Genomic DNA, 14,413 nt, shown 5'->3' on the forward strand with positions numbered 1-14,413 from the left:
GCCCTCAGCCCTGCCCTCAGCCCTGCCCTCAGCCCTGCCCTCAGCCCTGCCCTCAGCCTTGCCTAAATCTCTGCCCCTGCTCTCGCCCTCGGTCATGGCCTCCTGCACCGCGAACCTCATGTTGCTGCGGTAGTCCGTTTCGGCACGCTCTCGCAGCCTGTAGAGCGCAAGGTTCCCTCGCTTGCGGAAAAACGTCCGGACCCCATCATCGAGCCGCTCGATCCCCCGGTCGCATTCCACCAATCGCTCCATTTCAGCGTTCCCTCCTATCCGGCCAAGGTATTTCATCACGCGGCTCAGGCCCACGTCCTCGACGCGGTCCGCCGCCGCCAGGCGTTTCAGCTTCGGCATCTCGATAAAATGAAACTCCATGCCGTCGCAGTAGCTCCGCTGTTCCTTCACGTCCAGAAGCCGGTGCAACGACCGCCAGTCTTCCGCGCGATCCGGAAAAAGGCAGAAGTTCAGGATCGACACGAAGATGATCGGTCTCAGCTTGTCGTAGCTGTCGGAAACGGACAACTGGTCCGAGTAGCTGCACGACGCGTAATAAAGAGCTCGTTCGAAGAAGTACCCCTCTCTCCCTAACTGAACCTCCACGTGGCACATCCGGCCGTCCTCCGCGCGGGCCAGGACGTCCACGCAGGAGCCCCGGCCCTCGTCCCGACGGGGATCGTTCTCCCGATCCAGGTACTGCAGGGAAACGATGCCCCGTCCTGGGGCCAGGACGTCGTTCAGGAGGCGCAGAAGGTTCTCCTCGTTCCCTTTCGTGGCGAAGAGGTACTTGAAGACCACGTCGTTCAGGAGGTTTGCGGAACGAACGCAGTGCTCCAGTTCCTCTGGTGACAGCTCGGTCGACAAGCCCTCGCGTTCGCAGGTCATGGCATTCACCTTCTCTACAGGGCGGTTGAGGCGCGGTAAGGCGCGGCCTTCGCTCTATTATAGCCGATTTCGGCCCGACGAACACAAGAGGTCCCCCTCGCGCGAGGGGGACCTCTTGTGGCGTGGGCCGTTGGCTCTAGGCCGAAACGATCTCCTTGATCTTCATGAGGCGGCTGAGCGTGGAGCGCTCCTGCTCGTCCAGCTTCATGCTGATGTAGCGAATCGTTTCCTTGTAGTTGGGGATCATGACGTACTCCAGGGCGTTGACCCGCCGTCGGGTGCGTTCGATCTCGCCGGCCATCATGCGGATGGCCTTTTCCTCCGCCGCCATCTCCAGGAGCCGGAGGATCAATTTGCTGAACTGTTCAAGCGCGGTGTCCAGCAGCACGGGGACGGAGACGAAGCCGTAGTTCACGGGGTTGCCCTCCTGCTCGACGTCGTACTCCGGGACCATGACGCTCATGACGTTGCGCCACTTCACGGACAGCGAACAGCTCGCGCCGGGGAACATGAGCGCCTGCTCCAGCACTTCGGGGGTCGTCTGCGCACGGGAGAGCACGAAGGTGCCGTAGCACTCCGCCAGCTCCTTCTCGACCTTTTCCCGCAGCTCCTTGCCCGCGCGCGCCTTCTCCAGGAACGCCTTGATCAGGGCGTCCTGCTTGTCCTTCAGGAGCTTGTGGCCCCTGACGGCTGTCGTCAGTCGCTTCTTGAGCTTGGAGAGCTCCATGCGGTTGGGGTTCACGTTGATGCGTGCCATCGCTCACCGCCCCCTCAGGCCTTCGCGCCCTGTGCCGCCTTCTTCTCGAGCAGAGGCTTCAAGTACTTGTCGATGTAGGCGTCGCGGACGCGCTTCAACTCCTTGGTCGGGACCATGGTGAGCAGGTTCCAGCCCAGGTCGAGGGTTTCCTGGATCGTGCGGTTCTCGTACTCGCCCTGGCGGATGTACGTGTCCTCAAAGACGTCGGAGAACTTGGCGAAGGCCTTGTCCTCGTCGGAGAGCGCGCCCTCGCCCAGGATGACCGCCAGCTCCTTCGCGTCCTTGCCGCGGGAGTAGGCGGCGAACAACTGGTTCATCAGGTCCGCGTGGTCCTCCCGGGTCTTGTCCTTGCCGATGCCCTTATCCTTCAGTCGGGACAGGGAGGGCATGACGTCCACCGGCGGGTAGATGCCCTGACGGTGCAGGCTGCGGCTCAGGATGATCTGGCCCTCCGTGATGTAGCCCGTGAGGTCGGGGATGGGGTGCGTCTTGTCGTCCTCCGGCATGGTGAGGATCGGGATCTGGGTGATGGAGCCCACCTTGCCCTTCAGACGGCCGGCGCGCTCGTACATCGTCGCGAGGTCCGTGTAGAGGTAGCCGGGGTAGCCGCGGCGGCCGGGGACCTCCTTGCGCGCCGCGGAGATCTCGCGCAGGGCCTCGCAGTAGTTCGTGAGGTCCGTCAGGATGACCACGACGTGCATGCCGCACTCGAACGCCAGGTACTCCGCGGCGGTCAGGGCGATGCGCGGCGTGCTGATGCGCTCGATCGCGGGGTCGTCCGCCAGGTTGATGTAGAGCACCGTGCGCTCCAGCGCGCCCGTCTTGCGGAAGTCCTCCATGAAGAAGGAGGCCTCCTCGAAGGTGATGCCCATGGCCGCGAACACGACGGCGAAGTCCTCGTGTCCGCTGATGACGGTGGCCTGGCGCGCGATCTGCGCCGCCATGCGGTTGTGGGGGAGGCCTGACGCCGAGAAGATGGGCAGCTTCTGGCCGCGGACCATGGGGTTCAGCCCGTCGATCGTCGAGATGCCCGTCTGGATGAACTCCGAGGGGAAGTCGCGGGAGTAGGGGTTCATGGGCATCCCGTTGATGTCCAGGGTCTGCTCTGCGATCAGGGGGGCGCCGCCGTCGATGGGCTCGCCGCGGCCGTTGAAGACGCGGCCCAACATGCCGCGGGACACGGGCAGGGTCTGCACCTTGCCCAGGAAACGAACCTTCGTTTCGTTCGTGTCGATGCCGGAGGTGCCCTCGAAAACCTGCACCAGCGCGCGGTCGGACTCGATCTCAAGGACGCGGCCGCGCCGCCTCTCGCCGCTTGCCAGCTCGATCTCCGCCAGCTCGTCGTAACGGACGTCCTGGGTGCTCTCCACCATCATCAGGGGGCCGGAGATGTTGGATATGGTCCTGTACTCCTTAGGCAACATTGCCTTCACCTCCCACAGGGACGATTCCGTTGATCTGTTGTTTCATCGTGTCCTCCAGCTTGTCGATCTGCGAGATCTGCGACTCCTCGAGGTAGCGCATACGGGCGATCTGTTCGCGCACCGGGAGGTTGAACAGCTCGTTCATGGGCGCGCCCCTGTGCAGGGCGTCGAGCCCCAGGTGATGGAAGCGGACGATCATCCTCAGCATCTTGAACTGCTTCTCCATCGAGGCGTAGGTGTCGATCTCGTGGAAGGCGTTCTGGTGCAGGAAGTCCTCGCGAAGGGACTTCGCCGTTTCCATGACCATGCGCTCATCGCGGGAAAGCGCGTCGATACCCACCAGGCGCACGATCTCGTTTAACTGGGCCTCCTTCTCCAGAAGGCTCATGGCCTCCACCCGAAGGCCGCTCCACTCGTCGTCGAACTTCTCGTTCCAGTACACGTCCAGCCGGTCCGTGTAGAGCGAGTAGCTGTTCAGCCAGTTGATGGCGGGGAAGTGGCGCTGGTAGGCCAGGTTGGCGTCAAGTCCCCAGAACACCTTTGTGACGCGCAGCGTGTTCTGGGTGACCGGTTCGGAGAGGTCACCGCCGGGAGGCGAAACGGCCCCGATGACGGTGATGGAGCCCTCGCGGCCCTCCTTGCCCAGGACGACGCAGCGCCCCGCGCGCTCGTAGAAGGAGGCGAGACGGGTGCCCAGGTAGGCGGGGTATCCTTCCTCGCCGGGCATCTCCTCGAGGCGTCCCGACATCTCGCGCAGGGCCTCCGCCCAGCGGCTGGTGGAGTCCGCCATGAGGGCCACGGAGTAGCCCATGTCGCGGTAGTACTCCGCGATGGTGATGGCCGTGTAGACGGAGGCCTCACGGGCGGCCACGGGCATGTTGGAGGTGTTGGCGATGAGCGTCGTGCGCTTCATCAGGGGCTGCCCCGTCTGGGGGTCGTCCAGCTCCGGGAACTCGAGGAGCACGTCCGTCATCTCGTTGCCGCGCTCGCCGCAGCCGACGTAGACCACGATCTGCGCCTGAGCCCACTTGGCGAACTGGTGCTGGATCACCGTCTTCCCTGAGCCGAAGGGGCCGGGGACGCAGGCGGTCCCGCCGAGGGCCACCGGGAAGAACGTGTCCACGACGCGCTGTCCCGTCGTCATGGGGACGTTGGGGGCGAGGCGCCTCGACACGGGCCGCGGCTTGCGCACGGGCCAGCGCTGGAGCATGGTGACCTCGTGCTTCACGCCGTCGTCATCGAGCACGGCCACCACGTCGAGCACGGTGTGGTCCCCGCCGTTCACGCTCTTTACGGTCCCCTTCATGCCCACGGGCACCAGGATGCGATGCTCCACCACGACGGTCTCCTGCACGACGCCAAGGACGTCGCCCGCCTCGACCGTGTCGCCCACCTTCACGCGGGGCTCAAACTTCCACTTCTTCGCGTGATCGATGGCGGGCACGCTGATCCCGCGGGAGATGTAGGGGCTCTTTGCCGCCTTCTCGATCAGCTCCAGCGGGCGCTGGATCCCATCGTAGAACTGCTCGATGATCCCAGGCCCCAACTCGACGCTCAGGGGCTCGCCAAGACAGACGACGGGCTCTCCCGGCTTCAGGCCGGACGTCTCCTCGTAGACCTGGATGGACGCCTTGTCCCCATCCATGTCCATGATCTCTCCGACCAGGCCCGCCGTGCCGACGTGGACCACGTCGGACATGCTGGCGCCCAGCATTCCCCTGGCGACTACCAGGGGGCCGGAGATACGCTCTATCGTTCCCTTAACTGCATTTTCGTTAGGCACTCTTATCGCCTCCGCCTGTACTTTTTCATGTGAGACTACCTCTCAGCAAAGATGTCCATTCCGACGGCCTTCTCGACGCTGCTGCGGATGGATTCAAGCCCCGCCCCGCTCGTCCCGGAGGGGCCGGGGATGGGCAGGACGCTCGTGGGGTAGCGGTCGTTGACCTCCTGGACCTTCCCGCCGAAGTCGACGAAGAGGTCCTCCTGGATGAAGACGACCGCGTAGCTCTCGCGGGCCAGCTTCTCCAGAAGCTCCTCGAAGGAGTCGCGCTTCTCCCCCTCCAGCACCACGGTCTTGACGCCCACGGCCTGGAACGGCAGGACCATCTCGTAGCTGCCGATGGCCGCCATCGGCAGGGAACGGTTATCGGGCATGGCTCAGCAACCTCCTTGAGAACTCGCGGCTCAGTCCGCCCGCCACGCACACCAGCGCGATGCGCAGGTTGCGGGCCTCGGCCTCCTTCGTCAGGAGGTAGAGGAGGACGTTGGCCGGCGCGTTCGTGGAGTACCGCACCCTCTCAAGGACGCGGATGAGGTACTCGTCCAGGGCCTTCGAGACGTCCGACAGGGCGGTCTGCACGTCGGAACCCTCCTGAAGCACGTCCAAAACGGCCCCGATATCCGTGTAGGAGAGGATCTTTCCCCACGTTTCCTGCGGCTCTCCCAGGAGGCGCGCAACGTCCGCCGCCCGGATAAAGCCCCCGTCGTGAAAGAAGGGGAGCCCCTTTGCCGTGTCGTAGCGCATACGGGCAAGCCGGATGGCGCTCTTGAGGTTCTCGGCGTCGATTCGGTGTCGCACCCACCGAACGACGTCCGGCATCCCAAGCTCTTCGGCGATGCGGAGCATCGCCGCGAACAGGTGGTGGTCCAGCAGGAGCTCCACCGCCTGGGGGTTCTTCGTCTGATCCCACAGCGTCCAGCAGTGGGGCACGACGTCGGCCAGCCCGTAGGGGAGACGTCCGTACTCCTCCGTCTCGATGGCCTCAACCAGCTCTTCGGAGGGGAAGGCGCCAAGGGGGGAGAGCAGGTCGTGCCTGCGCCCTTCGGCGTCGCCTCCGCGGACCCTGAAAAGGCTCTTGAGGGCGACCTTCACGTTGTGGTAGTCGTAGGGCATCCGGAACAGGGTCAGAAGCCCCTCGTCCGGCACGAACTGCCCCAGCTCTCGGCACGTCGCCAGGAGCTCCTCGTCGATGGCCTTGTCGAAGTCCTCGCCCCCCGTCTGCGTCAGCCACTGGGCGTAAGACGTCTCGCTCAGCGCCTTCAGGGCGTCTTCGAGGGTGGAGCTGTCGATGAGCCTCGAGAAGAAGGCTGCGTCAAGGAGGTGCGTCTCCATCCCCCTGAGCCTGGCCACGGTGTACACGTAACTCATAGCCGACCCCTCCCCTTAGGAGAACAGCTTCTTGACAACTTCGGATTCGATCTCTGGGCGAACGTCCTCAAGCAGCATCTCCCACGAGCAGTTGGTGTCGATCTTCTCATCCCTCAGCACGAAACCACCCGATATGGGCAGGCGCTCCTGCGACAGCGTCAGGGACGTCCCGTGTTCGGCGTTGTAGCCGTCGAGCCACCCCTGGTTCAGGTGCTTCTCGTCCTTCCCTACGACGACGGCCTCGTGCCCGGAGGACACCGCCTCCTTGAGCAGCCTGGAGGCGAACTTGAGGCAGGCGTCCGCGGGGAGGTCGGCGAGCTTGCGCAGGGAGGCCGCAAAGGCGTCGTCCACGAGGCGGCGGCGGACGCCCAGGTCAACCTTGTTGGCGTCGATCCCGGCCACGATCTCGCGGCGCCTCAGGACCTCCGGCTCCTCTTTTGCGAAGCGGGAGGCGTAGGTGTCCTTAACGCTCTTGACCTCTGCGTTCAGCTCCTGATTGATCTGACGGACCTTCGCGTCGGCTTCGGACTCGATGGCCTGAATCTCGGCCTGCGACTCCGCGCTGATCTTCGCTTTGATATCGGCAAGTGACATGTGGAGTCACCTGCCCTACTGAACCTGAACTCCCATAAGCATCAGAATGCTCGTGAGGAGGGCCAGAACCGCGTAGGTCTCCACCATCGCCGGGAGGATGATCGCCTTGCCCATGGCCTCAGGCTTCTTCGAGATCATCTGAATGGAGGCCGCGGAGGTCTTCCCCTGATAGATGGCGGAAATCCAGCCGACGATGGCGATGGGCATGCAGGAGGCGAAGATCTGAAGCCCCTGGTTCCAGTTCAGCGCCACGGCGCCTGCGCCGCCCAGGAGCCCGAGCTTGTTGAGGACGAAGAAGGTGATCAAAAGGCCGTAGATGCCCTGCGTGCCGGGAAGGGCCTGAAGGATGAGGCAGCTTCCGAATTTGTTGGGGTCCTCCGTCATGACGCCCGCAGCGCTCTCACCGGCGATGCCGATGCCGATGGCCGAGCCGATGCCGGACAGTGCCGCGGCCAGCGCGGCGCCAAACAGAGCCAGAGACAGTCCCAAAAGATCCATAATACCAAGCACTCCCTTCGAATTTTCGGCACGGCGTTCGAGGCCCTGCCGTCGTTTTTATAAAGCGTGTTCTGCGGGAAAATTCCCGCGATCCGGCGCGTTAATCGGCGATCTCCACGTACTCCTCCGTGTTGACGAGGGGGGTGAAGGGCTCGCCTCCGCCCGTGTAGAACTTGCCGAAGAACTCGACGTACTGCAGACGCAGGGGGTGTACGAAGGCCCCCAGGATGTTGATGAGGATGCTGAAGATGTGTCCGCCGACGATGACGACGACGGCGATGAGCCACCCGATGTAGGGGATCTCCGCCGCCATGCCGCCCAGCAGGTTGATGATCATGCCGATGACCGCCGAGCCGAACCCCAGCGCCAGAAGGCGGCTGTAGCTCAGGATGTCGCCCAGGTAGGACGTGGAGCCGTAGAGGGCCAAAAATCCTGAGATGACCTTGCCGAAGATGTTCGTCTTCTCGCGGCCCGCGTACCAGAAGACGATGACCGCCCCCGTGATCGCCATGATCTTGCCCAGCAGGGCAAAGTGTGGCGGCAGGATGCCGCCCATCCCCGTGCCGAGGAAAGAGAGCCCTACGATCAGGAGGAACCAGGAGATGTCCGCTCCGATGGCGTCGACGAGGTTCCCCTGTCGGAAGTTGTCGTAGGCTGCGATCAGGAGGCCGAACATCAGGTGGACGACGCCCAGCAGGAGGGAGATGCCCAGCACCTGCATCGGGTTGGTCATCGGATCGACCAGCATCAGCGCGTTCTTCAGGGGGACCAGGAAGGGGAGGAAGGAGTCGATGAAGTTGCCGAAGAAGCTCCCGCTGACGACGCCGTAGGCGAAGGTCGAAACGGCGCTGAAGGCGAAGAGCGTGATGAAGTCCTTCACGCCCATGGGGATGCGTCGGTACTTCTTAAACGCCCACCAGATGGTTCCCAGCATGACGATGGCGTACCCTGCGTCCCCCAGGCACATGCCGAAGAAGAGGAAGAAGAAGGGCGCCAGAAGGGGTGTGGGGTCGATGCCCCGGTACTTCGGGGGCGAGTAGAGCTCCGTCAGAATGTTGAACGGACGGATGAGACTGCCGTTCTCCAGGAGCGTCGGCGGCTCCTCGTCCTCCGCCGGGTCGCTCAGGGTCAGGGCCACGTTGGGGCTGATGGCCTCGACCTTCTTCTGGACCCGTGCCGCGTCCTTCGCAGGCACCCAGAAGCGCGTGTGCATGGTGCGCTCCGTTTCGTCGCTCCTGCCCAGGGCTTGATACCGCTGCGTGAGGCTGTTCCAGTAGTCCGAGAGCTTCTGCACCGCGGGCATCCACCTCTCGGCCTCCTGCTTGAGGTCGCTCAGCAGGGCGGCCTCCCGTTTTTCGAGGTCGAGGAGGGCGGCGTCCGCCTTCACGGCCTCCTCCTGGACCGTCCCCCTGAAGGAAGCGGGGACCTCGATGGCGGACAGGCCGTTCTTCGTGCAGGCGTCCAAAACTGCCGCGCCCTTGTCGCGCGAGTAGTAGAGGAGGACCCGCACCTCGGCCGCCTTTGCGTCGTGGGGCTCCAGGATGAGCTCCGTGTCCTTGGAAAAGGCCTCGAGGGCTCCCTGCAGGGCCTTGAGTTGTTCCGTCTTAACCGTGCCTAGGAGGCCGGCCAGGCGCTGCGTTCCTTCCGTGATGGAGGAGAGCGGGTAGGGGAGGAACTCCAGTCCCGCCAGAAGCGCCTTGTTCGCCCTCAGCTGAGAGAGCTTGAGCCGCGCCTCCGCGATCTCGTGCTCCAGGTCGCGGACGCGCGACGCGACGGCGCCGAGGTCCGTCTCACCGGCGAGCTTTGAAAGGTCCGACATGGAGATGAGCGCGCGCTCGCCCAGCGTCCTGTCCAGGGAGGATACGGGGTCGTCGTAGTAGGGGGTCAGCGTGCGCATGAGGTAGCGCACGTCCGACAGGCGTCCCTCGCTCTCGGTCAGCCTGGCCTCGACGTCGGCCGGACGCAGGGCCTCCTCGGACGAGCCGATGATCTGGCAGACGCCGGTTTCCTGCAGGGCCTCAGCGATCTCCTCATGAACGGATTTGTGATAATACAGCTCCGCTTTTTTGAGTTTAGCCACGCCCATATCTACCCATCACCTCTTCCGTTATCCAGGAGGCCGCACCGGCGACCTTGTCCTTGTGCTTCGCGTAGAAGTCCTTGGCGTCGGCCTCGCGCTTGGACAGGATATCCTTTGCCTTGATCTCCGCCGCCTCTTCCGCCCTGTGCAGCTTCTCGCGGAACTGACGCGCCGCCGACTGGCGGGTTTCCTTCAACGTGCTCTCCGCGTCCGTTCGGGCCTGGTTCAGCCTGCGGGCGGCTGCCGACTTGGCGTCCTGGACGCCTGCGGCCGCCCTCTCCTCTGCCGCCTTGATCTCCGCTATGGTTGGATTGTCTGCCATCGTTCTTCACCTCCTCTCGCAACGCAAAAGGGAAACGAAAATAACGGGGTGGTGCGTCCGAAGCCCTCAAGGGAGAAATGAGTTCACCATTTTTGCAAGGGTCGGGCTTCCTGTGCCCCAAGTCCGCCTCTGCGCCGCAGCGCGCTCGAGAAACGGCTGAAAGCACACCTTTCCATTATATTATTTTCGTTCCTGAAAGTAAAACAAAACGGCGCACGCGCCACACTATACAAAAAAAGGGTTGCCGCTGAGGGCCCCCCTCTTCTTGATTCAAACGAACGGCCGACGGGCCTACGCCTCCGACCTGCTCAGACCTTTGATGGCGCGAGCCATCAGCTCCTTGCGGCGGGACGCCGTGTTGCGGTGCATCACGCCCTTCACCACGGCCTTGTCGAGCACGCTCTGGGCCAGGTTGAAATTCCTGGCTGCGGCCTCGCCGTCCCCGGCCTCCACGGATTCCAGGAGCTTCTTGACGGCGGTCTTGCACCGCGTCGTCCAGTAGCGGTTGTAGAGACGATTGCGCTCCTCGATGCGGACGCGCCTCTTTGCCGATTGCTTGTTTGGCATGGACCTTCACCCCCCTCCGGTTCAGACGCCCGTTCGAGCTTGTGCCCGAAAGCCCTGCCCCTTAAAATACAACGCAATGCATTGTAACATTCTGTATAATAGGTGTGCAAGCCTTGACGGCGCTTTCATTTAAAATAATCCGCCGCCGTCGGAGAGAGCGCTTTGAACGCACCCCTGAACGGGGCGCCGCGAGTCCTCCAAAAAGTCGTCGGCATTGAGGTGAATTATACCACGGAACTTTCTCTGAAGGACTTTTATTCCCCGTCGGGAAAGATGTCGCGCCTTCCCAGCTACGAGTTTCGTCCTCAGCAGCTGGAGGCCGCCCTGGCCGTTCAGGGGTTCCTGAGGGATGCCGACGCCGCCGTCCTCGCCCTGGAGGCCCCTACGGGGGTGGGGAAGACCTTTGCCGTGCTGGTCCCCGCCCTCATGGAGGCCCGGCGGCAGGGGGCCAGAATCCTCTTCCTGACGGCCAGCATCGCGCTTCAGGAGCAGGTGATCGGGAAGGACCTGCCGCGCCTGGCGGAGCTCCTGGACTCCGACCTCCGCTTCGGGCTCCTGAAGGGACGGGCCAACTACGCCTGCCTCCGCAGGGCCGGCAGCCTTTCGGGCCCCTCGCTCTTCGACGCGGGACCTGATGAACCAAAGGAGATCAAGCGGTGGCTTCAAGAGACGGAGACGGGGGATCTGGCCGAGCTGGGGCTCTCCCCCTCAAACCCCCTGACGGCGGACCTGTCGGCGGGGGCTCGGCAGTGCGTGGGCCCGGCCTGTCCCTATCGGGACCGCTGCTTCGTGGTGCGGGCCTACCGCAGGGCCCAGGACTGGGACGTCGCCGTAGCCAACTACAACCTGTTCTTCTCTCACATCCTTGAGGGGGGCGGGGCCTTCCCCCTGCGGTACGACTGGCTGCTCTGCGACGAAGCCCACCGCATCCCCGACGCCGTGAGGTCCTCGTCGGCCGTCCGCGTTGGGGCGGAGAGCGGCCCCGGCCTCTTCGGCCCGCGCGTCCTTCAGGGGTTCGCGCCCCTGCTCCGCGCTCAGTTCGTGCCGGTCGAGGAGCTGCAGACCCACGCCTCCCGCGCCCGTGAGGAGCTGCGGAAGCTCTTCACGACCCTGCCCCTCCTCCTGCCCCGCGGGGGAGAGCTCTCGGCTCCGAACGAGGAGCTGCTCCATCAGGGGCAGGCGGTGGCCGAGGAGGCGGACCTCCTGTTGCGCCCCCTGCAGGCCTTCGAGGAGCGCTTCATGGCCGGGAGCTTCTCCGACAAGGGGGAGGCGGCGCGCGGCGCGGAGCTGATGCGCTGGATCGACGACGTGCGCGAGTTCAAGCGCAACCTGATCTGGTGCCTGTCGGCGGCCCGTTTCCCCAGCTGGGCCTACTGGGCGGAGTCCGGCGCGTTGACCAGCAAGCCCGTGGCGGCTTCGGAGATCGTCCAGGAGGTCCTGCAGAAGGAGGCGCCGGAGAAGCTCGTCCTGACGTCGGCCACGCTGACCCAAAAGGGGAGCTTCGACTTCTGGAGCCGGGAGACGGGCATCGTCCCGGATCGCAGCCTCGTGGTGGACTCCCCCTTCGACTTCTCGCGCCAGATGGAGGTCCTCGTCCTGGACGTTGGACTGCACGTCGGGGAGCCGGGGTACGACGAGCGCATGTGTCGGATCATGGAGCGGCTATGCGACAAAAACGGCGGGCGCACGCTGGTGCTGCTCTCGTCCCTGAGGCTGCTGAACGCCTTCGCGGACCGGATGAGGACGGGGGATCGCGGCTACTCGGTGCTGGTTCAAGGCGATATGCCCCAGCGACAGCTCCTCAAAAAATTCACGGAGGACGAGACCTCCACCCTCATCGGAAGCATCTCCTTTCGCGAGGGGGTGGACGTTCCGGGGGAGGGGCTGACTCAGGTGATCATCGACCGCATCCCGTTCCCCCATCCCAACGACCCCATGGTTCGGGCGCGCAACGAACTGGAGGGCGGCAAGGGGTTCGTCCGCGTTACGCTCCCCACGGCCCGAATCCTCCTTCGGCAGGCGGCGGGAAGGCTGATCCGCAGCTCCTCGGACCACGGGCGCGTGGTCCTGCTGGACGTCCGGGCCGTGGAGCGGAAGGACTGGAGGATCCTCTCCGCCTTCCCGCCCTGCCGCCTCCGGAAGCTCTCCGTGGAGGGGGTTTGACCTTGAGGACGACGAGCGCCTTTAAAAGGAAGCTTTTACGGGCCGCGGGGCGCGTGCGCCGCGGGGAGACCCTGGTGGAGGTCCTGATGGCCTCCTTCATCCTGGCCCTGATCCTGCCCTCCGTCTTCGGGACGCTGGCTGGCAGCCTCCGCGCCCAGGCGGAGTTGCAGCGCCTGGACGCCTGCCAGTACGGCGCGCAGTGGTGGTTCAGCCGCGTGGACCGCCCTGCGTCGAAGAGGGCTCTAGCGGCCATGCCTCGAACGACGCCCGACGGCGCGCTCTCCTTCAGTTGGGACTGCAGCGCCGGTAGCCGCGGCGCCCTTCGCGTCACCCTGACGGTCCGGGCGCGGGGAGCGAGTGCGCCCCTCGTCCAGACGAGGACGTTCTAGTGGGCATCCGACGTTGCTGCCGCCTTTCGACCTCGCGAGCCTTCACCCTGGCGGAGCTCCTGGTGGGGTTCATGATCGCGGCGTGCCTGGGGGCGATTCTGACGGCGGGGTACCGCTGGGTCGTCCTGTCCTCCAGCCGTACCTCACGGCAGCTCCTGGCCCGCGACCGCGCCCTGAGGGTCGTCGCCTTCATCGAGCCGAGGGCCCTGCACGTCGGCCTGGGACTCTCGGCCTGCAGCGGCAGCGGGGCGCTTCAGAGGGCTCTGGGGCGCGGCGTCTCGGACGCTCCGCAGATAGCGGGCTGGCCCGACTCCTTCCGTGGGGTCCGCGTCTACCGGGAAGGGCCGATTGGCCTCGTCCCGGCGGCGGAGAAGGACGGAGTCTTCGCCGGAACGGCGTTCTGCCTCCTCTACGCCCTGCCGTCGGGGATGATCCTGAGGGCGGAGGATGGGAGCGCAGACCTCAAGCCGGGGCAGAGGGCGCGCTTCACCGTCATCTCAGCCGCTTCTGGGGCGCCCTTTCGCAGCGGGCGCTTTCAGGACCTGCGGAGCTGGGGAGTTCTCCCCCTGACGGGGCTTCCCGTCCACGTGGCCTCCCTGTCCGGACGGCAGGCCACGCTCCGGCCTGCCCCTTCCGCCCCTCTCCCCCTCGAAGCGCCCTCCGTGGCCGAGCTCTACCTCCTGCGGTGCGAGCGCTTTTGCGTGCGGAACGAGACGCTTTGCTTTCAGGGGATGGAGGCGGACTGGTATCCGCCGAACTTCTACCCGCGGGAGGCGGGGATTCTGGCCCTATGGGCAGAATGGAGGCCGGGGTTGAGGTGTCTGGACCTCTGGGTGCTGGCGTCAGGAGGCTCTTCAGCTTTCGGCGGAGGAGGGCGTCCCGTGGCGTGGCCGGAGGACGCCCCTTGGAAAGCAGAATTCGGACGCCACGAACTCTGCGTGGCCCGTGCGTCCTGGAGGATCGAGAACCTATGAGAAGGAGACCGGGAGCGGCGCTTTGGGCTGTGATGTTGTTCTGTTTCACCGCCGCGTTGGTGGGGACGGAAACCTTTCTGCTCCTCGAGTGGGCCCACGCCTCGTCCGCGTCGAGCCGATGGCGCTTTGCGGGCAGGGTGCAGCTTGCCTCGATGGCGGAGGTGGGGCGCCATTGGCTGAAGAAGGAGTTGAAGGCGGGTAGGCTCCCCAGCCCGCGAGGAACGCCCCCGATCGACTTCTCGGGGCTCCGGCTGTTTCGGGAGGTGGGAGAGGATGGTACGGTGGTGAGCGTCTACGATCTGGACTACAGTGTCGAGGGCGTCCCGTTGGCGCGGTGGCAAGAGGAGCGTAGCGCGGAGAGTTTCTTTCCGCCGTGCCGAGGCGCCTTTCTCATCCGGGTCGTCAAGCCGGCGAACTCGGGGCCGGCCATGATGCTGGAGGTTGCGGTGGCTGCCCGGGAGGTGACACTCCCGGGCGGAGGGCGGACCTTCGTGCTCGACCCTGCCCCGCTGCTGTGGCAGGAGGTGTGGCTTTGAGTTGCCATGTCACTTTTTTATCATTTTCTTTGATATTCTGCGATAAATTTTGTTCCATTGTTGCTGTCTTTAATGTAAA

15 protein-coding genes are annotated in these 14,413 nt (G+C 64.8%); 4 read left to right on the plus strand and 11 right to left on the minus strand.

The features are described from left to right. From Q0629_RS08280 to rpsT, 11 genes are all read right to left on the minus strand, one after another. The coding region (locus Q0629_RS08280; protein ID WP_298781284.1) for an Rpn family recombination-promoting nuclease/putative transposase at positions 1 to 879 on the minus strand (879 nt) is incomplete at its 3' end. A gap of 136 nt (positions 880 to 1,015) precedes the next feature. Next, the gene (locus tag Q0629_RS08285) at positions 1,016 to 1,636 is read right to left on the minus strand and encodes a V-type ATP synthase subunit D (RefSeq protein ID WP_015556222.1); all 621 of its coding nucleotides are present in this window, start codon (positions 1,634 to 1,636) and stop codon (positions 1,016 to 1,018) included. A 14-nt stretch (positions 1,637 to 1,650) separates the two neighbouring features. Beyond that, a complete protein-coding gene (locus tag Q0629_RS08290) occupies positions 1,651 to 3,060 on the minus strand; it encodes a V-type ATP synthase subunit B (RefSeq protein WP_298781288.1) in 1,410 nt (469 codons plus the stop codon). Continuing rightward, positions 3,050 to 4,843, minus strand: coding sequence for a V-type ATP synthase subunit A (locus tag Q0629_RS08295; protein WP_298781290.1), 1,794 nt, complete (start codon positions 4,841 to 4,843; stop codon positions 3,050 to 3,052). Before Q0629_RS08295 ends, Q0629_RS08290 begins: the two co-directional genes overlap by 11 nt. 35 nt (positions 4,844 to 4,878) lie before the next feature. Continuing rightward, positions 4,879 to 5,217: a V-type ATP synthase subunit F gene (locus tag Q0629_RS08300; RefSeq protein ID WP_298781293.1), complete on the minus strand. Its 339-nt coding sequence runs from the start codon at positions 5,215 to 5,217 to the stop codon at positions 4,879 to 4,881. Further along, on the minus strand, positions 5,207 to 6,211 hold the full coding sequence (locus Q0629_RS08305; protein WP_298781295.1) for a V-type ATPase subunit: 1,005 nt from the start codon (positions 6,209 to 6,211) through the stop codon (positions 5,207 to 5,209). The genes Q0629_RS08300 and Q0629_RS08305 overlap by 11 nt, the downstream gene beginning before the upstream one ends. A gap of 15 nt (positions 6,212 to 6,226) precedes the next feature. Further along, positions 6,227 to 6,805 carry a V-type ATP synthase subunit E gene (locus tag Q0629_RS08310; RefSeq protein WP_298781300.1) on the minus strand — a complete coding sequence of 193 codons (579 nt, stop codon included), beginning with the start codon at positions 6,803 to 6,805 and terminating at the stop codon, positions 6,227 to 6,229. Positions 6,806 to 6,820: 15 nt separating this feature from the next. Continuing rightward, a complete protein-coding gene (locus Q0629_RS08315; RefSeq protein ID WP_298781302.1) occupies positions 6,821 to 7,303 on the minus strand; it encodes a V-type ATP synthase subunit K in 483 nt (160 codons plus the stop codon). Between the two features lie 100 nt (positions 7,304 to 7,403). Then, positions 7,404 to 9,383 (minus strand): V-type ATP synthase subunit I, encoded by a 1,980-nt coding sequence (locus tag Q0629_RS08320; protein WP_298781305.1) that lies wholly within the window; start codon positions 9,381 to 9,383, stop codon positions 7,404 to 7,406. After that, positions 9,376 to 9,705, minus strand: a complete 330-nt coding sequence (locus tag Q0629_RS08325) for a cell envelope biogenesis protein TolA (RefSeq protein WP_298781308.1) — start codon at positions 9,703 to 9,705, stop codon at positions 9,376 to 9,378. The genes Q0629_RS08320 and Q0629_RS08325 overlap by 8 nt, the downstream gene beginning before the upstream one ends. 291 nt (positions 9,706 to 9,996) lie before the next feature. After that, positions 9,997 to 10,272: a 30S ribosomal protein S20 gene (rpsT, locus tag Q0629_RS08330; RefSeq protein ID WP_298781310.1), complete on the minus strand. Its 276-nt coding sequence runs from the start codon at positions 10,270 to 10,272 to the stop codon at positions 9,997 to 9,999. Between the two features lie 219 nt (positions 10,273 to 10,491). Here rpsT and Q0629_RS08335 point away from each other — a divergent pair, with 219 nt between their 5' ends. Genes Q0629_RS08335 through Q0629_RS08350 form a run of 4 tightly spaced genes read left to right on the plus strand, consistent with a single transcriptional unit; the run spans position 10,492 to position 14,334 of the window. Then, positions 10,492 to 12,435: an ATP-dependent DNA helicase gene (locus Q0629_RS08335; protein ID WP_298781313.1), complete on the plus strand. Its 1,944-nt coding sequence runs from the start codon at positions 10,492 to 10,494 to the stop codon at positions 12,433 to 12,435. Positions 12,436 to 12,437: 2 nt separating this feature from the next. Further along, on the plus strand, positions 12,438 to 12,824 hold the full coding sequence (locus Q0629_RS08340; protein WP_298781316.1) for a hypothetical protein: 387 nt from the start codon (positions 12,438 to 12,440) through the stop codon (positions 12,822 to 12,824). After that, positions 12,824 to 13,798: a hypothetical protein gene (locus Q0629_RS08345; protein ID WP_298781317.1), complete on the plus strand. Its 975-nt coding sequence runs from the start codon at positions 12,824 to 12,826 to the stop codon at positions 13,796 to 13,798. The genes Q0629_RS08340 and Q0629_RS08345 overlap by 1 nt, the downstream gene beginning before the upstream one ends. Next, complete coding sequence (locus Q0629_RS08350; protein ID WP_298781319.1) at positions 13,795 to 14,334, plus strand: hypothetical protein; 540 nt, start codon at positions 13,795 to 13,797, stop codon at positions 14,332 to 14,334. Before Q0629_RS08345 ends, Q0629_RS08350 begins: the two co-directional genes overlap by 4 nt. The last annotated feature ends 79 nt before the right edge of the window (positions 14,335 to 14,413 follow it).

The organism is uncultured Fretibacterium sp., from assembly GCF_938030725.1.
In the GTDB taxonomy this organism is placed as follows: domain Bacteria; phylum Synergistota; class Synergistia; order Synergistales; family Aminobacteriaceae; genus Fretibacterium.

Excerpts from the sequence above, each read along its gene's own strand:
- Q0629_RS08305 (WP_298781295.1), bottom strand. The coding sequence starts at position 6,211 with ATGAGTTACGTGTACACCGTGGCCAGGCTCAGGGGGATGGAGACGCAC.
- Q0629_RS08350 (WP_298781319.1), top strand. The coding sequence starts at position 13,795 with ATGAGAAGGAGACCGGGAGCGGCGCTTTGGGCTGTGATGTTGTTCTGT.
- rpsT (WP_298781310.1), bottom strand. The coding sequence starts at position 10,272 with ATGCCAAACAAGCAATCGGCAAAGAGGCGCGTCCGCATCGAGGAGCGC.
- Q0629_RS08300 (WP_298781293.1), bottom strand. The coding sequence starts at position 5,217 with ATGCCCGATAACCGTTCCCTGCCGATGGCGGCCATCGGCAGCTACGAG.
- Q0629_RS08285 (WP_015556222.1), bottom strand. The coding sequence starts at position 1,636 with ATGGCACGCATCAACGTGAACCCCAACCGCATGGAGCTCTCCAAGCTC.
- Q0629_RS08315 (WP_298781302.1), bottom strand. The coding sequence starts at position 7,303 with ATGGATCTTTTGGGACTGTCTCTGGCTCTGTTTGGCGCCGCGCTGGCC.
- Q0629_RS08325 (WP_298781308.1), bottom strand. The coding sequence starts at position 9,705 with ATGGCAGACAATCCAACCATAGCGGAGATCAAGGCGGCAGAGGAGAGG.
- Q0629_RS08310 (WP_298781300.1), bottom strand. The coding sequence starts at position 6,805 with ATGTCACTTGCCGATATCAAAGCGAAGATCAGCGCGGAGTCGCAGGCC.
- Q0629_RS08290 (WP_298781288.1), bottom strand. The coding sequence starts at position 3,060 with ATGTTGCCTAAGGAGTACAGGACCATATCCAACATCTCCGGCCCCCTG.